Annotated in this window: 22 protein-coding genes and 3 tRNA genes; 11 read left to right on the plus strand and 14 right to left on the minus strand. The window is 51.5% G+C overall.

The window, feature by feature from the left end; all coding sequences use genetic code 11:
* Positions 1–224 precede the first annotated feature (224 nt).
* Complete coding sequence (locus ACSIPU_RS05360) at positions 225–1,157, plus strand: nucleoside recognition domain-containing protein (protein ID WP_032728421.1); 933 nt, start codon at positions 225–227, stop codon at positions 1,155–1,157.
* Here the strand turns inward: ACSIPU_RS05360 and ACSIPU_RS05365 are convergent.
* On the minus strand, positions 1,149–2,684 hold the full coding sequence (locus ACSIPU_RS05365; RefSeq protein WP_032728422.1) for an alpha/beta hydrolase: 1,536 nt from the start codon (positions 2,682–2,684) through the stop codon (positions 1,149–1,151). The genes ACSIPU_RS05360 and ACSIPU_RS05365 overlap by 9 nt on opposite strands.
* 174 nt (positions 2,685–2,858) lie before the next feature.
* Between ACSIPU_RS05365 and ACSIPU_RS05370 the strand changes: the two genes are divergently transcribed.
* Both ACSIPU_RS05370 and ACSIPU_RS05375 read left to right on the plus strand, forming a co-directional pair.
* The gene (locus tag ACSIPU_RS05370) at positions 2,859–3,116 is read left to right on the plus strand and encodes a hypothetical protein (protein WP_023321252.1); all 258 of its coding nucleotides are present in this window, start codon (positions 2,859–2,861) and stop codon (positions 3,114–3,116) included.
* Between the two features lie 132 nt (positions 3,117–3,248).
* A complete protein-coding gene (locus ACSIPU_RS05375) occupies positions 3,249–4,703 on the plus strand; it encodes an AMP nucleosidase (RefSeq protein WP_004103542.1) in 1,455 nt (484 codons plus the stop codon).
* An 820-nt stretch (positions 4,704–5,523) separates the two neighbouring features.
* On the opposite strand, the gene ACSIPU_RS05380 is transcribed toward ACSIPU_RS05375, so the two are convergent.
* The 3 genes from ACSIPU_RS05380 to ACSIPU_RS05390 form a co-directional block, all read right to left on the minus strand.
* Positions 5,524–5,599 (minus strand) — tRNA-Asn (locus ACSIPU_RS05380).
* A 129-nt stretch (positions 5,600–5,728) separates the two neighbouring features.
* A complete protein-coding gene (locus ACSIPU_RS05385; protein ID WP_016808344.1) occupies positions 5,729–7,180 on the minus strand; it encodes an EmmdR/YeeO family multidrug/toxin efflux MATE transporter in 1,452 nt (483 codons plus the stop codon).
* Between the two features lie 8 nt (positions 7,181–7,188).
* Positions 7,189–7,368, minus strand: a complete 180-nt coding sequence (locus ACSIPU_RS05390) for a DUF5951 family protein (RefSeq protein WP_219620557.1) — start codon at positions 7,366–7,368, stop codon at positions 7,189–7,191.
* 6 nt (positions 7,369–7,374) lie between these two features.
* On the opposite strand from ACSIPU_RS05390, the gene ACSIPU_RS05395 reads away from it, so the two are divergent.
* Positions 7,375–7,450: transfer RNA gene (locus ACSIPU_RS05395), tRNA-Asn, on the plus strand.
* A 909-nt stretch (positions 7,451–8,359) separates the two neighbouring features.
* On the opposite strand, the gene ACSIPU_RS05400 is transcribed toward ACSIPU_RS05395, so the two are convergent.
* The 5 genes from ACSIPU_RS05400 to ACSIPU_RS05420 all read right to left on the minus strand — a co-directional run bounded on the left by ACSIPU_RS05400 (position 8,360) and on the right by ACSIPU_RS05420 (position 14,600).
* Positions 8,360–8,857: a MarR family winged helix-turn-helix transcriptional regulator gene (locus ACSIPU_RS05400; RefSeq protein ID WP_004103545.1), complete on the minus strand. Its 498-nt coding sequence runs from the start codon at positions 8,855–8,857 to the stop codon at positions 8,360–8,362.
* Between the two features lie 114 nt (positions 8,858–8,971).
* Positions 8,972–9,364, minus strand: a complete 393-nt coding sequence (locus tag ACSIPU_RS05405) for a nuclear transport factor 2 family protein (protein WP_024274430.1) — start codon at positions 9,362–9,364, stop codon at positions 8,972–8,974.
* Positions 9,365–9,771: 407 nt separating this feature from the next.
* Positions 9,772–12,033, minus strand: coding sequence for an ATP-binding cassette domain-containing protein (locus tag ACSIPU_RS05410; protein ID WP_196557473.1), 2,262 nt, complete (start codon positions 12,031–12,033; stop codon positions 9,772–9,774).
* 4 nt (positions 12,034–12,037) lie between these two features.
* Entirely contained in the window at positions 12,038–13,270 is a 1,233-nt protein-coding gene (locus ACSIPU_RS05415; protein WP_016808352.1) for a multidrug effflux MFS transporter, read from the minus strand.
* Positions 13,271–13,694: 424 nt separating this feature from the next.
* Positions 13,695–14,600, minus strand: coding sequence for a LysR substrate-binding domain-containing protein (locus ACSIPU_RS05420; protein WP_004113877.1), 906 nt, complete (start codon positions 14,598–14,600; stop codon positions 13,695–13,697).
* Positions 14,601–14,776: 176 nt separating this feature from the next.
* Here ACSIPU_RS05420 and ACSIPU_RS05425 point away from each other — a divergent pair, with 176 nt between their 5' ends.
* Positions 14,777–15,385, plus strand: a complete 609-nt coding sequence (locus tag ACSIPU_RS05425) for a glutathione S-transferase family protein (protein ID WP_004103565.1) — start codon at positions 14,777–14,779, stop codon at positions 15,383–15,385.
* Between the two features lie 117 nt (positions 15,386–15,502).
* Here the strand turns inward: ACSIPU_RS05425 and ldtA are convergent, their stop codons facing one another.
* The 3 genes from ldtA to nac all read right to left on the minus strand — a co-directional run bounded on the left by ldtA (position 15,503) and on the right by nac (position 18,479).
* The gene (gene ldtA, locus ACSIPU_RS05430) at positions 15,503–16,426 is read right to left on the minus strand and encodes a L,D-transpeptidase (protein ID WP_004103567.1); all 924 of its coding nucleotides are present in this window, start codon (positions 16,424–16,426) and stop codon (positions 15,503–15,505) included.
* Between the two features lie 78 nt (positions 16,427–16,504).
* The gene (gene cbl / locus ACSIPU_RS05435; protein ID WP_016808354.1) at positions 16,505–17,455 is read right to left on the minus strand and encodes an HTH-type transcriptional regulator Cbl; all 951 of its coding nucleotides are present in this window, start codon (positions 17,453–17,455) and stop codon (positions 16,505–16,507) included.
* A 106-nt stretch (positions 17,456–17,561) separates the two neighbouring features.
* Positions 17,562–18,479, minus strand: coding sequence for a nitrogen assimilation transcriptional regulator NAC (gene nac, locus ACSIPU_RS05440; protein WP_004113879.1), 918 nt, complete (start codon positions 18,477–18,479; stop codon positions 17,562–17,564).
* A 330-nt stretch (positions 18,480–18,809) separates the two neighbouring features.
* Here nac and ACSIPU_RS05445 point away from each other — a divergent pair.
* Positions 18,810–18,885, plus strand: a tRNA-Asn gene (locus ACSIPU_RS05445).
* Between the two features lie 156 nt (positions 18,886–19,041).
* On the opposite strand, the gene ACSIPU_RS05450 is transcribed toward ACSIPU_RS05445, so the two are convergent.
* Positions 19,042–19,527 carry a hypothetical protein gene (locus tag ACSIPU_RS05450; RefSeq protein WP_004103572.1) on the minus strand — a complete coding sequence of 162 codons (486 nt, stop codon included), beginning with the start codon at positions 19,525–19,527 and terminating at the stop codon, positions 19,042–19,044.
* Positions 19,511–20,332: a winged helix-turn-helix domain-containing protein gene (locus ACSIPU_RS05455; protein WP_196557472.1), complete on the minus strand. Its 822-nt coding sequence runs from the start codon at positions 20,330–20,332 to the stop codon at positions 19,511–19,513. The genes ACSIPU_RS05450 and ACSIPU_RS05455 overlap by 17 nt, the downstream gene beginning before the upstream one ends.
* Positions 20,333–21,132: 800 nt before the next feature.
* On the opposite strand from ACSIPU_RS05455, the gene ACSIPU_RS05460 reads away from it, so the two are divergent.
* The 5 genes from ACSIPU_RS05460 (at position 21,133) to ACSIPU_RS05480 (ending at position 26,286) form a co-directional block, all read left to right on the plus strand.
* The gene (locus tag ACSIPU_RS05460; RefSeq protein WP_016808355.1) at positions 21,133–21,633 is read left to right on the plus strand and encodes a helix-turn-helix transcriptional regulator; all 501 of its coding nucleotides are present in this window, start codon (positions 21,133–21,135) and stop codon (positions 21,631–21,633) included.
* Positions 21,634–21,672: 39 nt separating this feature from the next.
* Complete coding sequence (gene fimA, locus ACSIPU_RS05465; RefSeq protein ID WP_004103576.1) at positions 21,673–22,215, plus strand: type 1 fimbrial major subunit FimA; 543 nt, start codon at positions 21,673–21,675, stop codon at positions 22,213–22,215.
* A 72-nt stretch (positions 22,216–22,287) separates the two neighbouring features.
* Positions 22,288–22,827, plus strand: coding sequence for a fimbrial protein (locus tag ACSIPU_RS05470; protein WP_004103578.1), 540 nt, complete (start codon positions 22,288–22,290; stop codon positions 22,825–22,827).
* A gap of 76 nt (positions 22,828–22,903) precedes the next feature.
* Positions 22,904–23,587 carry a fimbria/pilus periplasmic chaperone gene (locus ACSIPU_RS05475; protein WP_194308165.1) on the plus strand — a complete coding sequence of 228 codons (684 nt, stop codon included), beginning with the start codon at positions 22,904–22,906 and terminating at the stop codon, positions 23,585–23,587.
* Between the two features lie 71 nt (positions 23,588–23,658).
* Entirely contained in the window at positions 23,659–26,286 is a 2,628-nt protein-coding gene (locus ACSIPU_RS05480; protein WP_196557471.1) for a fimbrial biogenesis usher protein, read from the plus strand.
* Positions 26,287–26,294 lie beyond the last annotated feature (8 nt).

Raw genomic sequence — 26,294 nt, forward strand, 5'->3', positions numbered from 1 at the left:
TTTTATCCTTAAAGAAAACCGCCCGGTGTTAATTCAGTTTGAGAACAAAAAACAGGCTTTGCAAATATCGGCCAAGAAATTTTGTGCGCTGGCTGGCGATAATGGCAAGTCCAGTTGCGGCCCCATTTCAGGACAGAGAGAGCCGCTGCGGTGATTTCATTTCCTTGCTGGTGGGATTATGATGACGCTAATTATCCTTTCTGTCCGCAGTGATTGAGAAATAGATGGATTTCATCAGCATTATTATGTCGGCGGGAAAAACCTCCGTCGATGTGGCCCTTTATACGCTGCTGCCAATCATGGTTGTCATGCTCATCGTCATGAAATATCTGGAAGTACGCGGGGTGCTGGATGTCATCGTGCGCTGGCTCGCGCCGCTGCTTAAGCCGTTCGGCTTAACCGGAATGAGCGCATTTGCGCTGATTCAGATGAATTTTGTCAGCTTTGCCGCCCCGCTGGCGACCCTCGCCATTATGGATAAACGCGGCGCCTCGGACCGGCAAATGGCCGCTACGCTGGCAATGCTGTTTGCCATGGGGCAAGGCAACGTATTCTATCCATTAACGCCCTTTGGCCTGCACTGGCTGGCCTCTATCGTTATCTCCATTGTCGGCGGACTGTGCGCCGCCGCGGTGACCTGGCATATCACCGGCCGCAGGCTATCGATGGTTGAAAACGCGCGGGCCGAAGCGCTGCCCGAGGCGGAACAGAACAGCCAGGGGATTATCGCCGTGATTAACAGCGCCGGCTCTGACGCGATTCGCCTGGCGCTCGGCGCGGTGCCCATGCTGATCCTGTCGCTGGCTATCGTCGGGTTTATGCAGGCGGCGGGCCTGATTGAGATGCTCCAGCGTCTGCTCCTGCCGCTGCTGCTGTGGCTGAACATCCCGGTTAACTTCGTGCTCCCGGCGCTGGTCAAATGCGTGGCTGGTGGGACGGCCTATTTCGGCGTGATCTCTGAACTCGTGCAGCAGGGAAAAGTGACCATCAGCCAGATCAACGCCTCGGCAGGTCTGTTAGTACAGACGTTTGACCTCCCGGGTATCGGTATCTTTCTGGGCGTCAGCTCGCGCTTCGTGCGCCTGTTCCGCTTCGCCGCCGCCGGCGCTATCGCCGGGATCGCCATCCGCACCGTGATGCACCTGACGCTAATCTGATGCCACCGGCTCCGGACGGAGGCAGGCAGCGACATCAGCCTGCTCGCTGCAGGCAATATGATGGTCAATTCTCACCATCATCCACGGGAAAAACGGGTTGGAGGTCACACGCATCAGCGTATCCAGCCCGACGCTCAGCGTCGAGGTTTCCCCACGCAAAGAGATCGTGCCGATGCTGATCCCGTAGCGATTTTTCTCCGCCGGTTCCCGGCCATAGAGCGAATCGGTCAGCGGGAACGGCACCGCCACGTGCGACAGCGAATACATATCCTGCGGCCAGGCAAGATGCAGCGGCGTCACGGTTTCGCTTCGCGTTCCGGCAAGCGTGGTGCGGGCCACCGTCTCGTAGGTGTCAGGGGCAGCGTTAGTAATCACCGTGGTGGCATAGGGCCGCGGTGCCGGCGGCAATAACGTATTCACCGCTGAATAGAGCGAGGGACGGAATAGCGCGCGTAGATTCGCCGCCTGGTTAATATCGAAAATCACCAGTTCGCTTCCGTTATCCGGCAGATAGCGATACAGCGACTCTACCACCGCCCGGGTGCTCACCGTGGAGTCCATCACCGACTGAAACGTTAACACCGGCGCCAGTTCGGAAAGCCGATGATTTTGCGCCTCCTGCACGATTTGCTGCTGCAGCGCCTGCGACAACAGCCATGACTGCCTTGCGGCCTTAACCGGGAACGAATTGTATTTATAGGGATTGAATTCCGGGACGATATTCAGCCATGCCGCGCGGGCAAAAGCCGGAAATACCGAGGGTAAACCGGCCAGTCCGGCAAAACGCGCAAAGGCGGTGACGCCAATCATCGGCGACAGCAGGATTATCTGCTGCGGCCGGCGCAGCGCTTTATCCTCCAGGCTATCGAGAGCGTATTTTAGCGCCAGCGCCCCGCCGTTGGAGTAGCCAACCACGTGCAGCGGCACGTTATCCCCGGCCAGGCGCGTCGCTTCGCGCACCGCAAGACGGGTTGTCGCTATCCACGCCTCGCGGTCCACGGCGGTGAGCGCGCCCGGAGCCGTACCGTGCCCGGGCAGCCGCGGGGCGACGGCGACAAATCCCTGCTGCTGATAGCGCTGCGCCAGATAATGCACGCTATAGGGAGAGTCCGTCAGGCCGTGCAGCAGCACCACCGCGCCGCGCGGTTTGCCCTGCGGCAGCAAAATAAAGGAGCGATTCCAGTCCGGATGAAACTTATCCGGATAGACCAGGCTTTGTGCGTAAAAACGGTTAATCGCCGTTTTTTCATCGTCGCTCAGCGCATCGGTAATGTGGCTTTTCATATCGCGGAAAATCGTCGCTTCCCGCGTCTGGTAGTCAGCAAAAGTGGCGTGGTCAATCTCGCTGGCGGTCATTTCATTCGCCGTCCAGGTGTGCCAGCGGTGCAGCGCCGGGCCGCGCTGCGATTCGTAAATGCGGCCAATAAAAAAGACCACCACCACCACCAGTAGACCAATGATGGCTTTTTTCGCCATCGAGACCATTCTTAAGCCCGACTTATTCAGCAGCCGGGTAAAACGCATCATTGCCATATTTCTGTCCGAATTATCTCTTTATCCACCGGGTGGGATTATTACCCGGAGCGCAGCAGATCCTGCGATTCTCTTTTTAAACATAGACTAAACCAACTGCCTGTTCTTATTGTCAGATGAGATGCAAACAGGAATTATCGCCGGGGGTAACCGGTCAGGAATTAACAAATGGAATGGTGGATTAAAAAACTACGCGAGGCCACAACGTCTACACATACCTGGGCGGTTCTGCAAAGCGGCCAGTTAACGATTGTGGCGGAACTGACTCCCTGCGCCCGGCGTCTACAGGAAGGCGATAAGCTGACGCCGTTGGCGGACGCGCTTTACTGCATTAATAACGATAAAACCCTCACCGTAAAGGTGCTCAACGCCACCCATTTTAGCGCCGATCGCTGGGCCGCTATCGTCAATGCCCCCACCGGTTAATGGATAGTATCCAGCTTCAACGGGTTCTAATCTCAGTACTTTCTTAGCTAAGCGGGGTAAATTGTCCGACGCCTGTTTCAGTCTGTGACATACTAAGCACAACGTCAGCAGAGCAGAAATAAGGAGTAGGTCATGAACCAGAAAGCCGCCAGGCTGACCCCAGAAGAAGCGCTCACACAACTCGAAGCGCTCTATGAAAAATCGGTCAATGCGCTGCGTAAAGCTATTGGCGAATATATTCACCATAATACGCTTCCCGATAATAGCGCCCGTGCGGAAGGACTGTTCGTTTACCCGGAGCTGTCGGTATCGTGGGACGGCTCGGAGCATAAAGCCTTAAAAACCCGGGCCTGGGGCCGTTTTACCCATACCGGCTGCTATACCACCACCATTACCAACCCTAAACTGTTTCGCGCCTATTTGCTGGAACAGCTCACCATGCTGTATCAGGATTACGATGCCTGCATTACCGTCGGGCTATCGCAGCATGAGATCCCCTATCCGTACGTGATTGATGGCTCCGAGCTAACGCTCGACCGTTCAATGAGCGCCGGCTTAACGCGTTTTTTCCCCACCACCGAGCTGTCGCAAATTGGCGATGAGACTGCCGATGGCCTGTTCCATTCCACGGAATACTATCCCCTGTCGCACTTCGACGCCCGCCGCGTCGATTTCTCGCTGGCGCGCCTGCGTCATTACACCGGCACGCCGGTTGAGCATTTCCAGCCGTATATGCTATTTACCAACTATACCCGCTACGTCGATGAGTTCGTGCGCTGGGGCTGTAGCCAAATTCTCGATCCCGATAGCCCCTATATCGCCCTCTCCTGCGCGGGCGGTATCTGGATAACGGCGGACACAGAGGCCCCGGAAGAGGCAATTTCCGATCTGGCGTGGAAAAAGCATCAGATGCCGGCCTGGCACCTGATCACTAAAGAGGGTCAGGGGATCACGCTGATTAACATTGGCGTAGGCCCGGCTAACGCTAAAAACATCTGCGACCATCTGGCGGTGCTGCGCCCGGACGTCTGGCTGATGATTGGCCACTGCGGCGGCCTGCGCGAAAGCCAGACGATTGGCGACTACGTGCTGGCTCACGCCTATCTGCGCGATGACCATGTGCTGGATGCGGTGCTACCGCCGGATATCCCTATTCCGAGCATCGCCGAAGTTCAGCGCGCGCTTTACGACGCCACCAAGCAGGTTAGCGGAATGCCCGGCGAAGAGGTTAAACAGCGGCTGCGTACCGGAACGGTGGTTACCACCGACGATCGTAACTGGGAACTGCGCTACTCGGCCTCGGCGCTGCGCTTTAACCTCAGCCGCGCGGTGGCTATCGATATGGAAAGCGCGACCATTGCCGCGCAGGGTTATCGCTTCCGCGTTCCCTACGGTACCCTGCTGTGCGTCTCCGATAAGCCGCTGCACGGTGAGATCAAGCTGCCGGGACAGGCTAACCGCTTCTATGAAGGGGCGATTTCCGAACATTTGCAGATTGGTATTCGGGCGATTGACCTGCTACGCGCCGAAGGCGACCATATGCATTCGCGCAAGCTGAGAACCTTCAACGAACCGCCGTTCCGTTAAGCGCATAGATAACACGAGCAGAATAAACTCAGTCCGGATGGCGTGACATATTTACGCGGCCACCCGCCGGACTGAGCGTTAGAGAAAGAGAGTCATTCGGACCAGGGGTTAATCACCATTACCCTTTCGCTATAAATTAAAACATTTATTTCTTTAGTGCTAACTATTTCTCTGACCGTAGCCACACTGCTTGTCTGAAAATATTATTGTGCTAACTTCCGCAATTAAAAACTGCCTCGCCGATTATAAAAGTAAATATTCCATTAACATATCTATATCAATTGCCGCATGGTCATAAAACGCACAATAGCAGACTGGGTAACACTTGAATTACGTCTCATAACCCCTTAAATTAATTAAAAAAAATTATATGTAACAAAACTGCCATACAGAACTGGCAGCGCTCAAAAGAGATCAAAATAATCAAAGAGTTATCTATAGCCGCTACTCTGCTATCGAATCATCATTTAATAGCGTCAGGTTACTTACAACAAATATCTTGTTACTCAACCACAACAGATAAAATTGCACATGTCGCCAATATGCAATCATGGATAAGCTTATCGGTCGCCATCAGCAATGTACTATTTTCGTAAAAGTATGGAAGACAGTTTTATGAAATTAACCATAGGGAATATCCGCCTGTTTATTTTAATGGCAACTATATTTTTCTGGACGGTCGCGATCGGGCTCGTTTCCCTTGTGGTATCCTGGTTTTAAAACCGTGTTCGAAGGCAAGGCCCCGGCGTTGCCACAATCGTGACTATGCAAGAGAAAGCAAAAAGCCCGCTTAAGTTTCCTTAAGCGGGCTTCTTAAATTTGGCTCCTCTGACTGGACTCGAACCAGTGACATACGGATTAACAGTCCGCCGTTCTACCGACTGAACTACAGAGGAATCGTTTGAACGAGGCGCATATTATCGATGACGCCCGATCTTGTCAAAGGCTGTTTGCACATTTCAAATCGTTTGCCGAAAAATCCTCCACTTTGCGCAAAAAGTAGCGTTTATCCGCTTATCACTCGCCTATTCAGCCTGCGCCTGATTCTCCTCTGCCTGCGCTTTGGTACGCGGATATTTCCACAGCCACCGCCCGCTGACCATTCGACAGTAAAACAAAACGCCGCGCACCGCCCAATCAAGCACCATCCCCAACCAGACGCCAATCACCCCCATACCCAGCACAATCCCCAGCGTGTAGCCTGCCACGACGCGACAGCCCCACATGCCGAGCATGGATACCCACATGGTGTAGCGCACGTCACGTGCGCCTTTAAAGGCGCACGGCAGCGTCCAGGCCATCGCCCAAATCGGCATAAAGAAGGCGTTGAGCCACAGCAGCTCTTTCACCACCACCTTGACATCCTCTTCGCTGGTATAGAACGAAGCGATCAGGCCGGCAAACGGCGCGGTTCCCCAGGCGATCAGCGTCAATACGATCGTCGATAGCCAGAAGACGTGCCACGCCTGACGTTCAGCCTGGCCGATCTGCCCTTTTCCGAGACGCCTGCCGGTAATAATTGTCGATGCGGAACCCAGGGCGTTCCCGGGCAGGTTAATCAGCGCAGCCACGGAGAAGGCGATAAAGTTGCCGGCAATCACGTTAGTCCCCATCCCGGCAACGAACATCTGAGTCAGCAGCTTGCCGCCGTTGAACAAAACCGATTCAATGCTGGCGGGAATACCAATGCCCATCACTTCCCAGATAATGGCGAAGTTGAACGGCTTAAAGTAGCTCTTCAGCGAAATGCGCAGCGCCGGGTTAAAGCCGATCATTAATACCCAGATAGTAGCCACCGCGCCAATATAGCGGGCGATGGTTAATCCCAGACCCGCGCCGACAAACCCCATGCCGGGCCACGAAAAAATGCCGTAAATCAGGATGCTGCTGATAATGATATTCAGAATATTCATCCCGCCGTTGATCAACAGCGGAATTTTAGTGGTTCCGGCTCCGCGCAGCGCACCGCTGCCGATCAGGGCGATTGCCGCTGCCGGATAGCTCAACACCGTTAGCTCAAGATAGGTCAGCGCCAGGCCTTTCACTTCTTCTGTCGCATCTCCGGCGACAAAATTAATAATTTCCGCGCCAAAAGCATGGATAACCGCCGCGAGAATAATCGAGAACAGGGTCATTATCGCCAGCGACTGTCGCGCTGCCGCCCTTGCCCGCCGCCGGTCACGCTTGCCCAGACTGAAGGCTACCACCACGGTCGTACCGAGATCGATGGCGGCAAAAAAAGACATGATCACCATGTTGAAGCTATCGGCCAGGCCAACGCCCGCCATCGCTTCTTTACCGAGCCAGCTGACCAAAAAAGTACTCAGCACGCCCATCAGCAACACGCAGGCGTTTTCCAGCAAAATCGGGACCGCAAGAGGACTGATTTCACGCCAGTAGAGGACGCGATAGGTCTTGCGTTTTTTAAACCAGGACGTGCGTTCGACGGACTGGCGTAATGCGGAGGTGACGTTCAAGGGAGACCTTAGTGAGAAAAGTTGAAACTACATTTCAAATGATGATAGAGAAAAGCTAATCCTGCAAAGCATTTTTCCCGATAGATTGTCGCTAATAACAACAATTTGTTGATGGATGCGCCAGTTGCGCGGCGGAAGGCGAATTGATGTTTGACAAAAGTTTTTTCGCCGCTAAGATACGACTCCACAACGATTCCTCTGTAGTTCAGTCGGTAGAACGGCGGACTGTTAATCCGTATGTCACTGGTTCGAGTCCAGTCAGAGGAGCCAAATTCCTGTTTTCAGCTATCCTTGCGAATCTTTTTCAGATATTGATTCAACAGGCTAGCATGGGAACACATCCCGGTGCATTTCTGGTTTTTTCTCCTCCGTGCCGGGAAATGCGGGCACTATCTTTGTTGCGCATAGCATGTCCCACTTCTCCCTTAACAACACGCCAATTGTCAGCCTGAAGCCTGCGAAGATTTTCACATAGCACGAACGTTATCTTCTGGTTAATCCTGACGGCAGATCTGCATCGAGTGGCCGTTCCGTGCTTGAGCACCTCAGATGCACCCGGTAGCGGGATCATTTCTCTGTACGCAAGAGCTGAATCGATCATTATCAGCAGGGGCAATCATTTACTCGGCTGTCTGTTTTGCGGGGGCAATGATGGAAGAGAACAAAATGCACCAGTTGCATACCTGCTACTTTCACATTTATTCATCGATATATTGAAAGTAAAGAAATATCTGCTACAGGTATTCGTCAAAACTCCTGTCCTCACCAGACGTAGTGCGAGAATACGCTAAACGAGAGGATACGATTGAAGGCTATTATGTGAAAAATAAAAACTGCGGCCATGATCCGAGCAATGGCCTGCTCCCATTATCGCCAGTATGCCAGACAGCTTTGATTTTATATTGACAGAAAACTATCCGCTCAAGCCTGTTTCGGGCACATCAACGCACGTTGCAATGAGACAAGGTTTTAGCAAACAAAATATTAACGATACGACTCAGCATTTTTTTACCATCTGCGGTAAAAATCTTTTCCTAGTATCGGAGTATCGGGTCCACTTTCACCATCGTCGCATAGCAACGTTTTAGCACAATTTCGATGCCATATATTCGATTCCATATTCGGCAAAGAGAATACCACGCCAGCGCTCCGTTTAACGCTTCATCACCATAAACTTTATTAATTTTCACTGGTATCTTCGAGTTTACCTTTAATATTCTCGTGTAATATATTGGCAGCCCTTGTACAAAGCTCAGCGAAAATAGCAATCTCTCCCTGCGACATGCAGGATGCCACCTGCTCAGCCATTATGCGCCTGCTGGACTCTGCAGAATTCAGGAATTCAATACCCTTTTCCGTAATCCTCGTCAGCATTTCTCGCTTGTCGCTTTCTGCCGACTCCTGCTCAACAAAGTGCTTATCTTTCAACATCCGCAGGATCTTGGACATTTTACTACGCGCAAATCCGAGCTTTTCACCAATTGCGCTTGGAGTCATCGGCTGGAACTGACGTAAAATATACAACGTATCGTATTGCGGCCAGTTAATACCATCAGGATTAATCAGCGATCGACGTGCAACAAGTACGCATTGCAAATTCCCTAAGGCATCTTCAAATTGACGATTCAATGATATTTCGCGCTCGGAACCACTAGCCACTTTTTTATTCATTTCCATACATTCTCCTGATGCCGTATACAATAAGTTAAGCTTACCATTTTACCATAACCCTTCAAGGAAGGAAAAGTTATCCTAACCTTCGCCCCCATTGATAACATAAGAATCATCCTGTTAATCCTGAAAGATATATTCTCTGTTCAAAACATCCTCATAATCTATTAATTCAGTTATCTTGCCATCATTCATTTCAATCACATTAACATATAACAAAGAGAACTGTTTCCCATCTGGCAGAGTATTCCCATGTAGTTTATATTCAACAATGACGACATCGGGATTATTCGTATAGTGGAATCGTTCATCCTCTATAGAGGTAAAGCGTAAGGGCGCAACGCCAAAGCCATTAGCATAGTGTAAGCGAATATTTTCACGGCCAACAATCACCTCTCTATTGCGACGGAAAGGCAACGACAAACGTCCATTAACAGAGAAAAGGGATGCCAGCTTATCCGATGACTTCTCCATCACTGCCGAAATATATTTATCAAATAGTGCTGGAACCATTGTATTATCCTCTTGATGAAATTGATAAACGTCTTGCTAGACAATTTCTTTCTGCCGCTGGAAATAAACAATCATACGTTTGAAAGTCTCCTCCGACAGTTCAGGAAAGCGCAAGCCCAGTTGTGTAATACGCTTAGTCGTCTCTGGATTACCATAGGCGTTATCGCCAGTATCCAACAAATTCTCTTTAAAGAGATGAATGACTCGCCGCACAGATGTCGGGGCAGGTACAAGAATATAAAGGTTTCGCCGAACAATGTATGATGGATTATGACCTGGATGGCTGGCTGGATCGCGATTACCACTGGCCTTTAGACGAATAAGATTAACGGGACAATACATCAGTATAATAATGGGCATGCATCACATTATTGCCAGTCTCTACTGGCTGTCCCGACCACCATTTCTCACTCCATCCGGCAATGTTTGCGCAACCACTCTGCGGTTAAAGAATGGCGACAGGCCAGCATCGATCCGGGTGTACCGCTAAACAATAATTCCCCCCCTGCTTGCCCGGCATAAGGTCCAATATCAATAATCCAGTCAGCCTGAGCGATCAACTCCATATTATGTTCAATAATAATGACGGTGTTTCCGCGCGCTACCAGTCGGTTAAATAGTTTCAACAGCGAGGCTACATCACTGGGATGAAGACCCGTGGTTGGCTCATCGAAAATATACATGTCACTATCATGATTTAATTGTGACGCTAACTTCAGCCGCTGGCATTCACCGCCTGAAAGATGATTTAACGATTCACCCAAGCGTAAATATCCCAACCCGACTTCGACCAGGCTACGAAAAATTGGCCTGAGCTGTGGCTCATTCAGGAAAAATTCGCCGGCATCATTAATCGACAGGGATAATACCTCAGCAATATTTTTTCCCTGATAACGATATTTCAGCGCTTGTGGGTTATAGCGCTGCCCCTGGCAGGCCTCACATGGCAACGTAACCGTATCCATAAATGCCAGATCGGTTTGTATTACCCCTAGCCCATTACATTCCGGACAGGCCCCTTTGGCATTAGCGCTAAACCACGACGCTGACACCTGGTTTTTTTCGGCAAACAGCGAACGGATCGTATCATATGCACCGCACCAGGAAGCAATATGCGATCGAATTGAGGTATGTATCGGTTTTTGATCGATAACGATCGCCTCCGGACATTGTGGCGCCAGGGCCCCCATAACGAATGAACTTTTGCCCGATCCGGCAACTCCCGTCACAGCGACCATAACGCTTAAAGGCACGTCTACCGATAAGTTATGCAGATTATGCAATGTGGCGTTTCTTACCGATATATAACCCTTGGCACATCTCGGTTTCTTATTTATCTCTGCCCGTGAAGAGAAATATCGACCCGTCAAGGTTTGGGATTGCTTAAGTGCCGACAGGTCGCCCTCAAAGACAATATTCCCGCCTTGCTTACCCGCTCCTGGCCCTAAATCAATAATATGCTCGGCTATCGCTATCATGTCCGGGTCGTGCTCCACCATCAGAATGGTATTGCCTTTGTCGCGTAGTTTTCCAATTAAAACATTCAATTTCACTATATCTGCTGGATGCAGGCCGGTACTGGGTTCATCAATTATATAAACGATCCCGGTCAGACTACTTCCCAGATGTCGGACCATTTTCAACCGCTGGGACTCACCGCCCGATAAGCTAGGGGTCGTACGGTTCAAATCCAGATATCCCAAGCCTACTGCACACATGGCATCCAACCTTTCCAGCAATGCTTCGATCAGCGGCCTGACTTCAGGATAATCGAGCTTTTCTACAAACAGCTTTAACTCTGTGACAGGCAGCGTTGCGCATTCGCCAATATTTTTCCCTCTAATCCGGCAGGAAAGTATTTCCTCGTTAAGCCTCATACCCTGACAAGAAGGGCAAACCTGCAAACTAACGACTCGCTGAAATTCCTCAGTTTTAGTATCTTTAGTTTCTTGTTTTAAATAACTTCGCGTAAAGCGCGTAATGACGCCTTCAAACTTTGCACTCTTAGGCCAACCGGCTAACGGCGCTTCAGGAGTGAGATTATCCGCATAAAGTAATAATTCTCGCTCCTCTTTTGAATAATCCGCGATTTTTTTATCGGCATCAAAAAGTCCTGAATAAACATAACGTTTCCAGCGCCATGAGCCTGGCGCAAAAGAAGGATAACGAATAGCTCCTTCATTTAACGACAGATTTGAATCAATCAGATGGTTGATATCAATAGTACTGGCAATGCCCAACCCGTCGCATGTCGCACACATCCCCGCAGGATGATTGAATGAAAAAACATTCGAATAACCTACGAAAGGTTCGCCGACACGAGAAAAGAGTAGCCGTAGTAGGGTATAAATATCTGATGCGGTGCCCACCGTCGAACGTGCGTTGCCACCAATACGTTTTTGGTCAATAATAATGGCCACCGACAGGTTTTCAATTTCATCGACTTCAGGATTACCATAATGTGGTAAGCGATGGCGAATAAAAGGTGGAAACGTGTCATTTAACTGTCGCTGAGATTCCGCCGCTATAGTTCCGAATACTAAAGAACTTTTTCCCGATCCGGAAACACCGGTAAAAACTGTTATTTTATTTTTAGGGACCTCTACATCAATATCTTGCAAATTATTTTGCCTTGCACCAATGATTTTTATAGCGTCATGGGTTTTCATCACACTATCCTTTTTTACCTGTCAATAACAATGCCATGATGGCAATTAAACAACATCCCGCGATAATCAGCGACATCGGCAGTAATGACAACGGGTCTCCAAATCCAAGCAGTGACGGGGTTATCGCAGCGATACCAAACTGAAAAGCCCCTAAAATAGCAGAACCCGTTCCCTTTAAGTGAGAGGATGCCGCCATGGCCATACTCGCGGCATTGCCAAATGTCAAAGCCATAGTAAACATCATCATTAACAGTAGTACCGCCGCGATCTCAAACTGGAAATGAGAAATATTGTCAACGATACAAAGCAATATAGATATCACCAGCGTGCTTATCACCCCCATGGTTATGAGGTTATCTTCACCAAATTTCATAACATAGCGAGCGCTGACTATACTACCAAACATCATTGCTCCGGCGTTGATAGAGAATATTACAGCGAACTTTCCTGAGGATAAATCGAACGTCGATTGATAGATAAATGGTGATGCTGATATATAAGCAAATAGCGCCCCAAACTGGATTGAAAAAATTAGAGTATAACCAATATATTTCTTATTGCTTAGCAACTCGATAAACTGACTGATAAACTCATTCAGATTGAAAGGTAATCGCTGATGACGGGGTAAGGTTTCGCTAATAAAATGACTACTGAGCAGAGTGGAAACTAATGATATTGTAGCCATAAAAACAAAAACCACCGGCCAGATAAACCATGCAGCCACTCCTCCAAGTAATGGTGCAATAACAGGGGCGATCCCCTGTATCGCTAGCACCAGATTAAAATATCGAGCGGCTTTAGTCCCCGGGCACAGATCAGAAATAATTGCTCGGGAAAGAACGATACCAGCCGCTCCTCCCAGTCCCTGAAAGAACCGTGTAACAATGAGCAGCTGAATGTTCGTAGATATAGCGCCAGCTAATGAAGCGATGGTTAATAGGGCCATCCCGCCCAGCAATAATTTACGTCTGCCGTAATGATCGGATAATGGTCCAATAAACAGCTGCCCAATACCTAAGCCCACCATAAAAGCGGTGATGCTAAGCTGAACTTTGTCAGGCGTCGTATGCAGATCGCTAGCGATAGCTGGAAATAAAGGCAAGTACATATCAGTGGATAATGCAGCAACGGCGCTAAGTAAACCGAGAACAATAACGACTTTACTGGAAAGCAAACCTCTACTTTCATCTCTGAACATCGTACTGACTGCCGATGCCTGAACTTCTTTCGGTCGCATGATGAGCGTAATCCTTTTACCATCTGTGGTCTGTAATAACTATACCACCAGTAAAAGTAATTGCAAAAAAGAAATCAAAACACATAGCTTAAAAATTTAAATCTAAAGAAAACAGCAAGTTAATAAAATCACTTTTTTCTATTTTAAAATTTAATTACCAATAAGACATATAGTGCGTGTTACACTCACTCAGATGTAAATTGTTGAAAGTCGCGAGATCAATAACTTTTTTCGTTATCAGGAGCGCTTTTGAGCAAGGAACAGATAACCACGACATAGTTCATAATGATCGAGGTCCTGGAGTGTCATACATCCGGAAGGGTAGCGCTGTGCGCAGCTGAAGGTGAAAGCTCACTTACGCGGAATAATGTTGCGGGAGCCGTCAGAAAAACACTCACCTTCACTGTTTACCAAAAAATGTCTCTTATCTCTCTTCTCCCTTTGCCGTTTGCTGACGCCAGGCGACAACCTCCTCACTAAGCCAGTCCTTAAAAAGCACAGCTTCGTTTTTCTTTTCTGCAACTTGCGATGAGACCAGCCAGTAAGGCCACGGATAAGGCGCGGCGAAAGGGGTAAGCTGTTCCAGCTCTCCTCGGGCAATAGCATCCTGGACTAAAGATCGGCGTTCCAGCGCAACACCTTTACCGAGCCGGACGGCCTCCAGCACCAGATTTGAGTCGTTTATGCATAGCCCGCCGGGCACAATCTCTCTTTCAAGCCCTGCCTTGATACACCAGGTTTTCCACGATTCCATGGAAAAGATAATCTTGCTCTGCGCTATCTCTGACGGCGTACGGGGTAGCTCACCGCCGTTATAAGATGGAGCAGCCACAACGATAAGCTCATCGGAGAAAAGATAATGACTCTCCGTGCCTTCCCAGTCCCCTTTTCCCATGCGGATGGCCAAATCTGCCCCTTCCTGCTGCAGATGAGTGACCGCCAGGTTTGCCTGTATTCGCAGCGTGATTTGAGGGTATTTCGCCCGAAACCGCTCAAGACGAGGCAAAAGCCAGTGGCCTCCAAAAGAGGGTACCACCGCTATCGTCAGCTCCTGTCTGCGGGGCTTTACCTGCACCAGTCGGGTGGCGTCCGCGATATGGTTCAGGGCCTCGCGTACCTGCAAGGCGTAGAGTCGTCCCTCTTCATTAATCTGCAGGCCGCGACCGTGACGAATAAACAGCTTTAAGCCGACCCTCTCCTCCAGCACTTTAATCTGCTGACTGATAGCTGAGTGCGTAACGTGTAGTTCTTTCGCCGCCAGCGTAACGCTGCCAAGACGAGCCACGGCTTCAAAACTACGTAAACTCGCAATCGGGGGAAAATCCGCCATGTTACTACTCCCTCACCGTGACGCTTAAAAGGTGACCCATAACCTGCCAGTAATACTAACCTAACCCGTAAGATACTGAAGATATTCGCCTGAATGAATTTACTGTACTGTCTTTTCATCGTCAGTAACGAAGCGTTAACCCCAGCATATTTCACCAGCACAGGAAAACAGGAATCATGAATAAGCTTATTGGCATGATGGACTCTCCTTATGTAAGGCGCGTGGCGATTTCTCTTGAACTTTACGGCGTCGAGTTTGAAAGCCATCCGCTGTCGGTATTCAGCAGCTTTGACGCGTTTTCGCAGATCAACCCTGCGGTCAAAGCGCCGACGTTGGTGCTGGATAACGGAATACGTCTGATGGATTCATCGCTGATACTGGACTATTTCGAAGCACAGGCTGCCAGGGAGCGAAAACTCCTGCCGATCGCTGCGGATGCGCTGGCAAGAGACCTGCAGGTACTGGGCTTTATGCTCGCCGCGGGTGAGAAGGCGGTGCAAAATGTGTATGAACATCATCTTCGCCCGACGGAAAAACAGCATCATCCGTGGATAGAGCGCATTACCCGTCAACTGCTAGCGGCCTGCAGGGAATGGAATACGCTACTGGAAGATCGTCCGATTGCCACGGACCCCGATCAGGTTGCCGTGACGAGTACGGTTATCTGGACCTTTATTCAGGCCAGGATCCCCGATATTGTTGATGCGCAAGAGTTTCGTCACATTCAGTCGCTTGCCGAATTATTTGAAAATCATGCTGCGTTTAAAAAACATCCCTATCGCTGAGATGAGTTAAAGCGGAATAATAAAGAGCGCTATTCACGACAACCGATGGCGCCCGAAAACCACGGGCGCGTTCTGTTGCTGCGAGTTTGCAGGAAAAGGCGACCAGCCGCTGCCGGCTTACAACGCTGAACGGCCAATCTCCACCGGCATACCGGAGCGGCGTTCAAGCGCTTGCCCGGCGCGATTCACATCAACGCCCTCGCCCTTCACAAAAGCCTGCATCGCCGGCGTGACGGGAAGCGGTACCTTGCGGTCCGATTCATACTCCGCGCGGTTTCGCGACAGCGGCTCATGAACTTCAACCCAGCGGCTACCGTCCGGCTCGGCGGTATATTTCACCGGCTGATCGATAATCTGCACCCGCGTGCCTACCGGAACGGTATCAAACAGGTACTTGATGTCGTCATTGCGCAAGCGAATGCAGCCCTGGCTCACCCGCAGGCCAATGCCGAAATTGGCGTTGGTGCCATGAATGGCGTACAGCCTGCCGATATAAATGGCGTACAGTCCCATCGGGTTATCCGGCCCGGCCGGCACAAATGCCGGCAGACTTTCGCCCCGGCTGGCATATTCCCGGCGAGTATTGGCGGTTGGCGTCCAGGTTGGCGCCTCCTGCTTACGCTCAACGGCGGTCACCCAGTTACGCGGGGTTTCGCGCCCTGCCTGGCCAATACCAATCGGCAGAACCTCGACCGTTGTGCCTTCAGGCGGATAGTAGTAAAGGCGCATTTCAGCAACGTTGATCACAATGCCGTTGCGAACCGTGGCGGGCAGGATAAGCTGCTGCGGCACCACCAGCGTGGTGCCCGATTTGGGCAGGAACACATCGACGCCCGGGTTGGCTTCCAGCATATTGCTCAGGCCCTGGCCGTACTGAGCGGCAAAGGCCTCAAGCGGCTGGGTATTGTTCTGCGGAATCGTGATGGTCAACGGGCTGCCTACCAGACGGCTTCCTTCCGGCGGCAGCGGGTAGCTCACCGCCAGAGCGCTCTGGCTGGTGAGAAGCATAATAAAAGAACAAAGCAGTTTCACGCGCCGCACAATTTCCCTTCCTCTGTGGCGATTATCGTGAATGAATTATAGCTTCGTTTGCTATGTCATATCTGATTTATCATCCTGCTAAATTTGATAATCGATCGCCGCCTCTTCCGGCTCCATCGCCTGGCGTTTAATCTCCTCCAGCGACAGGCCTGCATTACAGAGTTCAATAAAACGCCAGACGTAATTTCGCTGCAGCTGTCCGCGCTTCAGGCCCAGCCAGACGGTATTGGCATCGAACAGATGGCGGGTATCAAGACGCGTAAAGGTATCAGACTCCCGCTCATCTCCCGACTGTTCCGCCACCAGCCCCACGCCCAGCCCCAGCTCAACGTAGGTTTTGATGACGTCTGAGTCCTGTGCGCTCAATACGATATCCGGCATCAACCCTTTACGGTTAAAGGCTTCATCGATGCGTGAACGGCCGGTTATGCCCTGGCGATAGGTGATGAGCGGCCAACGGGCAATCGCCTCGAGGGTCAACGGCGTCACCTGGGTCAGCGGATGATCTTTAGGAACCAGCAGACTGTGGTGCCAGCGGAACCAGGGAAAAGCCACCAGCGTCGGATCGTTGCTCAGACGCTCGCTGGCGATACCAATATCCGCGCCGCCGTTGTGCAGCAGCGTTTCAATTTCCTGCGGCGTTCCCTGAACCAGTTCAAGACGGACATCAGAAAAGAGTTCACGGAAGGCTTTAATCACCGGCGGCAGGCTATAGCGCGCCTGGGTATGCGTAGTGGCGATGGTTAAGACGCCGGAGGCATCGTTGGTAAACAGGTCCGCCAGGCGACGAACGTTGCTGGCTTCATTGAGGATACGCTCGGCAATCGACAGCAACGCTTTGCCCGGCTCGGTCATCCCCAGCAGACGTTTGCCGCGGCGGATAAAAATCTCGATCCCCAGCTCTTCTTCCAGTTCACGAATATGGCGGCTAACGCCCGACTGCGATGTATAGAGCATATTGGCGACTTCCGTCAGGTTGTAATCCTGACGGGCCGCTTCACGAATAATTTTGAGCTGCTGGAAGTTCACCCTTTCCTCCGGGCTATCAGACATAACATATGCTCTATTGTTAAAGTCTGTTGTCCTTGCTAACAAATAATAAAAACCAGCAACTTATTCCATTCAGGAATATAGCTCAACTGACTAACTGTAATTCACGATTCTCCAGCGACGGGCGACTCACCAGCGACATCAGGATCTCCTTCACCGCCTGCGCCTGCGGCGACAGACTGCCGCGAGCCGACATATTGAGCGACAGCGACAGGCTCATTGACGGCGTGCTGATGCGCGCCATCCAGCCGTTGGCCGCGCTGCACAACGAACGGGCGGCGGACTCCGGCAGAACGGTGACGCCCATGCCGCTGGCAATGGCTGCCGTCAGGGTGGTAATGGATTCAATTTCACCGATAATTTTGGCCGATAAGCGACGCAGGGTGAAGGCTTCGGTCACCCTTGCGCGAACGGCGCTGTAATCGCGCGGCAAGAACAGATTCATCTCCGCGACCGCCGTCAGATCCACGCTCTGCCCCGGACAATCCCGGGTACCGACCAGGTAGAGATCTTCTTTTAGCAGCGGCTGGCTGATGATCCCGGCAACCGGGGAACGTTCATAAAGTACGGCCATATCCAGCTGACCGTCGATAAGCTTATCGTTGAGGAGGGTTCCGCTACTTTCCTGGAGATAGACCATCACTTCCGGCAGCTCGTTACGCACCGTTTGCAGCAGCGGCATAGTGATGGCCGAAGCCGCCGTGCCAGGCGCCAGGCCAATCGATACCTGGCCACTTAGCGTTTGACCGACATTATTTACCGCCAGCTGCGCCTGCTCGCACTGGCGCAGAATAGTACGGGCGTGGGTATACAAGATCTTGCCCGCTTCGGTCGGCGTGACGCCGCGTTTGGTGCGAATCAACAACTGCTGGTCCAGCTCGCCTTCCAGGGTCGCAACCTGCTGGCTCAGCGCCGGTTGTGCGATGTGCAAGACTTCAGCGGCCTGGGTCAGACTGCCGATATCGACGATTTTTACGAAATACTTCAGTCGTCTTAAGTTCATTTTGCCTCCTGTAAGGAACACCAGTACCAACACTGGCCGTTTAGATGCAGAAGGTTTTGCAATTTGCTTGCCAGCTTTTGGCCGGAGAGCTAAACGCCGCTGTAAGCCGCGTAATAAGGGATAGTGATAGCAAAGCGCGATTTTTTTGCCCGGTCAGCGGATTGCGGTATGCCCCATTAGGGGTATAAATGCACTGCAACGGTGCACGACGCGGCATGACGCAGAAAAAACGGGCACTCTGTTGAAATTGTCAGCAAACAAACGATCTTAGCCGATTCACCCTTTGACAAGGCGGAAGGGCATCGTTAATATGCGCCCCGTTCACACGATTCCTCTGTAGTTCAGTCGGTAGAACGGCGGACTGTTAATCCGTATGTCACTGGTTCGAGTCCAGTCAGAGGAGCCAGATTTAAGAAGCCTGCTTTTGAAGCAGGCTTTTTGCTTTCTGAGATATCTGACAGAGAAACGGCCTTCTTTAATATAAAAGCGCCTTAGCGCGGATCGCATACGAGGAGAGCGTCACTCCCCTGGTCACAACGCCATTATCTAAAAACCTTTATCTTCAATTGGTTACACAGATAAACGAAGGGGAATACAGACTTTGAACGATCCAGGCGTTTTTCATTCTTTGTATCTTGATATAGCGTCCTGAATCCGGATCGGGACTAAAAAAGACTTTTTGCATCATACCCTCGATCATGGTGTCGGCCTTTCTCTTAGAGACTGTGGTATTGGTTAGGTGATAAATATTATTCGCTTTCTTTTCATAGTTGAAATGGTACGCCCTTTCAACGTTGTACTTCACGTCATCGACTAGCACCTTCCCGGATACATCAAAATAGCCGGTATTATTTTCCCGCATAAGCAAGAAGGTTTTAAATTTTGCATCAAAGGCAAATGAAGTCGATTCAATTCTCAGGTTGGCTGAGCAATCAAAGTCGTCTTTGCGATAAAGATGCCCTACCAGCCAGAGAAAAATCAACCCTATCACCAACACCAGAAATAGAATGTAAATGCTTTTGGTCCTGATTTTATCCTGGTATTTCATAATCTGGCCTGTAATAGTTTTCACATGAATACCAATCACCTTTCTTAACTTTTGAGTTAATGCAGTGGGCTAAAAATACTCTTGCTTCAGAGGCTTTTAATACAGACTCTGATACATTAAAGTAAAAAACACTATTGCCTGAGCACAGCATTCCTTGTTTCTTAATAAGATTCTGAGCCAGGGCCATCATCTTTGGCTTCTGCCCTTGAGGTATTACGTTAAAAGTTCTGACCGGGCATGAATCGACGCTCCCCAGAAAATAGATTTCATCCTCGTCTGCGGCAAAGAGTGGGCGATACAGTTCGCCTTGAATGCTCAGAAAAAGCATGACTAACGCGCACAGCGCAAGTAGTGCATAGCGGGCCTTTTTAACCCCCCCGGCAGAATATGTCTCGCTCTCCTCATTTGAACCGATGCCCCGACCGACAACCGCCGCTTCTCCTTCGCTTTCGCCATTTACCGCGAGAGCAGGATAATCCATTCTTTCAATAACAATGGCTGCAGATATCATAAAACCCACCCGCGGAACGGTAACGATAATCTCCTCGGTGCAGCCCAGGTTTCTGAAAACGGCTCTCAGATCTGAAATATACTTATTGAGGCTATGACTGGACGTCCGCAGCCCATGTGCGTCCCACACTTTTTCAAGTATCTCATTCCTGTAAATCACATGCTCTCTGTGGTCTAAAAGGAACTTAAGCAGGCGACCGGTGGTTGCTGTTAGCGTGACGGATGCATCCTCATCCAGCCACATCAGTCCGTCATCACTTCTGAAATAGATCGTCCCTTGAATTTTGTACATCATAAACTAGCCTTACAAATTATCCTCAGCCGCACACCGTCCGCAAAACATCTGCATATATAGCATTTTGTGCTGTATATAACGGTATTTTACTTATAAACCAAATTATAGTTCCTAAAAATCGATAAAACAGAATACATATAACTAAAATAAATCACAATGGTACTATAGCTCTCATCGAAACCAGCGGCGCGCCGGGCTTATCAGTATTAACTGAACGCAGAAATAACCGTATCGAGTGAGTGGGGTTTCGTGAAATCTGAGCTGAAAATGCTCCGGAGGTGTAGAAAAGAGAAATTTAAAGGCTAATGGAATGATAACGTCGCGTAATTAATTTCATGACGTATGAAATTATCTACGATGATATTATCACCCTCATGATTAACGTTCTAAATTTAGCGGGAGAGGTCACTTCCCGAGTCTCTTGTCGGGATATTTTCAGTAATTAAAAAAAACCGGATACGCTAAAGATAAAAATCATCGCGTTTACTCAAGGAATATTCCCTAAGAAAATTCCAATACAAAGAATGTGACTATTGTTCAGGGTTTAACGATAAGTACACCCTATCATTTTTAATTTATAAAAATCTATTTTGTATGCAACACATAAAATTAAACACCAAACAAACAGCAAAAACTCGAATAATAAAACACAACAAACCTATATCTACAGCCGTTATCTCTTTTAGAGCATCGACCGCATGCCTCATTGAGGTGGGCAATGTTAGATTACTCTTAATTCGCTGAATGGTTTTATTAACGTTGAGTTAAAGGTCAACCCAAGGATGAGATCGCGTTCAGATATGACTCTATCAACTAATATTTTATCTAAGGATAAATATTTTACTCTGGGCCTGATTGAACTGCTTGGAGAAGAATTTATTGACAATTTCTTTTTGATTATAGATCTCGACTCTAACGATCTTACGGGTTCGGAGTGGATTTACTTCTCGAATAAGAACATTGTCGCCTTTGCATCCAGCGACCTGGCTTTTTATAAGTCCGAACTATTTGAAAAAATAACCGTACTTGATAAGAAAAGTAATACCCGAAGTATCCTGAATTTCTTTTTAAAGAAAGAGACCTCAGGAAATTACCATACTAAATTCCGGCTAAGTCTGCGTGAAAAGCAGATGTTAAGCATGTTAAGCAGAGGGGAAAGCAACCAGGAGATCGCAGAAGAGTTTGGCGTGAAACTTAAGACTATTTATACGCATCGCCGCAACCTGATGAATAAATTAGGCTGTAAAAACAGGATTACGTTTCAAAAATTATTTTTCAACAATAAATGTCTTTTCAAGTGAAGCATAGCTTCAGGATTATTCATAAACAGGAGTTTTACCATGAACAAATTAGCACTTATCGTTATTTCAGCATTGTCCCTGAGTTCTGCTGCGGCTCTGGCCGATACCGTTACGGTGAACGGCGGTACGGTGCATTTTAAAGGGGAAGTGGTTAATGCGGCCTGCGCAGTTGATGCCGGTTCTCTCGATCAAACCGTGCAGTTAGGCCAGGTGCGCTCAGCGAAACTTGCCACCGCGGGTAGCACCAGCTCTCCTGTTGGCTTCAACATCCAACTGAATGATTGCGATATCACCGTTTCCGAGAAGGCCGCGATCGCTTTTGCTGGCACGGCGATTAACAGTACAAACCCAACGGTACTGGCCCTGCAGGGTTCTGCCGCAGGCGGCGCGACTAACGTCGGCGTACAGATCCTTGACCGTACCGGCACCCCGCTGGCGCTGGATGGCGCGTCTTTCGGTGCACAAACCACGCTTAGCAATGGTACCAACGTCATCCCATTCCAGGCACGCTACTTTGCAACAGGCGTCGCGACTGCCGGTACCGCTAACGCGGACGCCACCTTTAAAGTGCAGTACGAGTAATTTCTTCATCAGGCAGGGAGGCACGTCGGGCCAGGAAGGCCCGTTATCCGAAAAAGACTGAGGGTAATAACGATGCAAAGGATGAAGTCAGGTCTGTTGATATTCCTGCTCCCGCCGCTGGCGCTGGCCGGTAACCAGTGGAACGTTATGCTGCCCGGCGGAAACATGCGCTTTCAGGGGATAGTTATTGCCGAGTCGTGCCGCGTTGAAGCGGGCGACCGCCAGATGACGGTCAACATGGGGCAGATCAGCAGCAATCGGTTTCATTCGGCCGGGGAAGACACTAACCCCGTCCCCTTCGATATCCACCTGCAGGAGTGCAGCACCGCCGTCAGCCAGCGCGTTGGCGTGGCGTTTTACGGCGTTGCCGATGGTAAAAACCCGGACGTGCTCTCGGTGGGCGAAGGACCGGGGATAGCGACCGGCGTGGGCGTTGCTCTGTTTGATAAAACCGGCAGCCAGATCCCGCTCAATGCGCCGCCAGGAAGCTGGTCGCCGCTGCACACCGGCCCGACCACCCTGCATTTTGTCGCTAAATATCGAGCCACCGGGAATCAGGTGACCGGGGGAGCGGCCAACGCTCAGGCATGGTTCTCCCTGACCTACCAGTAAACAGCGCCGGTAACAGGAAATAATTTTGAAAAAGAAAGAGATAAGCATGAAATACACACTGGCTACCCGGCGCGGGATGCGCGGTTTACTGGCGGCTCTATTACTGCTCGCCACCAGCGGTTTTAGCGCTCAGGCCCAGGCCGGCGTGGCGCTGGGAGCGACCCGCGTCATCTATCCTGCCGGGCAAAAGCAGGTTCAGCTGGCGGTCACCAACAACGACGAAAAGAGCACTTATTTGATTCAGTCATGGGTGGAGAATGCCGATGGCGCGAAGGACGGTCGCTTTGTCATCACCCCGCCGCTGTTCGCCATGCAGGGAAAAAAAGAGAATACCCTGCGCATCATTGATGCCACCAGCAACCAGCTGCCGCAGGATCGGGAAACGCTGTTCTGGATGAACGTCAAAGCGATCCCGTCGATGGATAAATCAAAGCTCAGCGAAAACACGCTACAGCTGGCGATCATCAGCCGCATCAAGCTCTATTACCGCCCGGCAAAGCTGGCGCTGCCGCCGGATCAGGCTGCCGAAAAGCTGAAGTTCCGCCGCGGCGCAGGCACGCTTACGCTGATCAACCCCACTCCCTACTACCTGACGGTCACCGAACTCAACGCCGGTACCCGGGTGCTGAAAAATGCGCTGGTTCCGCCGATGGGTGAAGCCAGCGTCAGCTTACCCGCCGATGCGGGTCGCGAGATTACATACCGGACGATTAACGACTACGGCGCGCTGACTCCGCGGATGCAGGGCGCTACCCAATAACTGACGGGAGACCCATTCTCCCGGAAATAAAAATAAGAACTGACAGCCGGGCGACTTTTACCGGAGGGACTATGTCACATCTGAAATATGGACTCGACCACCTGGGCTCCCGGCGTGTTACTCCAGGAGCTGCTCGCGCATTTGCGCAGATCCCCCTTGCCCTTTTGCTGGCCTCACCGGCTTTTTACGCGCAGGCAGAACTCTATTTCAACCCACGTTTTTTAGCGGACGATCCCGCTGCCGTGGCGGATCTGTCCGGTTTTGAAAAAGGCCAGGAGCTGCCGCCGGGTACCTACCGCGCGGATATCTACCTCAATGACGGGTATATGGCCACCCGCGATATTACCTTTAATGTTGATGAAAAAGGCCACGGACTGGCACCCTGCCTGACGCGCGGACAGTTGGCCAGCATGGGCGTCAACACGTCCGCCATTGCCGGTATCGATGTGATGGCGGCAGATGCCTGCGTACCGTTAACCGAAATGATCAAAGACGCCACCACCCGCTTTGATGCCGGGCAGCAGCGGCTGTACCTGACCGTACCCCAGGCGTTTATGGGCAACCGCGCCCGCGGCTATATTCCGCCCGAGCTCTGGGACCACGGGATCAACGCCGGGCTGCTGAACTACAACTTCACCGGCAACAACGTCCATAACGACATCGGCGGCAGCAGCAACTACGCGTACCTGAACCTGCAGAGCGGGCTGAATCTCGGCGCCTGGCGTCTGCGCGATAACACCACCTGGAGCTACAGCAGCAGCGGCAGTTCGTCGGCCAGTGAAAACAAGTGGCAGCACGTCAATACCTGGCTGGAGCGCGACATCACCGCGCTGCGCTCGCGTCTGACCCTGGGCGACAGCTACACCAACGGCGACGTCTTCGACGGCATTAACTTCCGCGGCGCGCAGCTCGCCTCCGATGACAACATGCTGCCGGACAGCCAGAAGGGGTTTGCCCCGGTTATCCACGGCATTGCCCGCGGCACCGCTCAGGTGTCGGTGAAGCAGAACGGCTATGAGATCTACCAGAGCACGGTGCCCCCCGGCCCGTTCACCATCAACGATCTCTACTCCGCCGGCAACGGCGGCGACCTGCAGGTGACCATCAAAGAGGCCGACGGCAGCAGCCAGGTCTTCACCGTCCCTTACTCGTCCGTGCCGGTGCTCCAGCGCGAGGGCCATACCCGCTATGCCGTCACCGCCGGGGAGTACCGCAGCGGCAGCAATCAGCAGGAAAAACCGAAGTTCTTCCAGGGAACTTTGCTGCACGGTCTCCCGGCGGGCTGGACCCTGTACGGCGGTACCCAGCTGGCGGACCGCTACCGCGCCTTTAACCTCGGCGTCGGCAAAAACATGGGGGAGCTGGGGGCGCTGTCGCTGGATATCACCCAGGCCAACGCCACCCTGCCCGATGACAGCGAGCATCAGGGGCAGTCGGTGCGTTTCCTCTATAACAAGTCGCTGACGGATACCGGCACCAACATTCAGCTGGTGGGCTACCGCTACTCGACGCGCGGCTATTTCAGCTTCGCCGACACCACCTACAACCGGATGAGCGGCTACAACGTCGAGACCCAGGACGGCGTGATTGAAGTGAAACCGAGGTTCACCGATTACTACAACCTCGCGTACAACAAGCGCGGCAGGGTACAGCTCAGCGTCACCCAGCAGCTGGGGCGTACCGCCACGCTCTACCTGAGCGGCAGTCACCAGACCTACTGGGGCACCGGTAAGGCCGACCAGCAGCTTCAGGCCGGGCTTAACGCCGCCGTCGACGATATCAACTGGACCCTGAGCTACAGCCTGACCAGAAACGCCTGGCAGCAGGGCCGCGACCAGATGCTGGCGCTTAACGTCAATATTCCGTTCAGCCACTGGATGCGCTCCGACAGCAAATCGGCGTGGCGGCACGCCAGCGCCAGCTACAGCATGTCCAACGATCTGAACGGCAGGACCACCAGCCTTGCCGGCCTGTACGGCACGCTGCTGGAGGACAACAACCTGAGCTACAGCGTACAGACCGGCTACGCCGGCGGCGGCGATGGCAACAGCGGCGGCACCGGATACGCGGCGCTGAACTACCGCGGCGGCTACGGTAACGCCAACGTCGGCTACAGCCGCAGCGACGGTATCAAACAGCTCTACTACGGCCTGAGCGGCGGCGTGCTGGCCCACGCTGACGGCGTCACCCTGAGCCAGCCGATGAACGACACGGTCGTGCTGATCAAAGCCCCGGGCGCCGACAATGTGAGGGTAGAAAACCAGACCGGGGTACAAACCGACTGGCGCGGCTACGCCGTTCTGCCCTACGCCACCGAATACCGGGAAAACCGGGTGGCGCTGGACACCAATAGCCTGGCCGATAACGTCGATTTGGACGATGCGGTAGCCAGCGTAGTACCGACCCACGGCGCAATTGTCCGCGCGGAATTTAAGGCGCACGTCGGGCTCAAGCTGCTGATGTCGCTCATCTATAACGGGAAGCAGGTTCCCTTCGGCGCGCTGGTGACCTCTGACGACAGCCAGGGCAGCAGTATCGTCGCCGATAACGGCCAGGTCTACCTGAGCGGGATGCCGCTGGCGGGCAAGGTGCGGGCGAAATGGGGCGAGGGTCCGAACACCAGCTGTGAGGCCAGCTACAGCCTGCCGCCGGAAAATCAGAACCAGACGCTGAGCCAGCTCTCCACGGAGTGCCGCTAAGGAAACCA

This window comes from Klebsiella sp. HN106, from assembly GCF_051209435.1.
Classification (GTDB): Bacteria; Pseudomonadota; Gammaproteobacteria; order Enterobacterales; family Enterobacteriaceae; genus Klebsiella; species Klebsiella oxytoca.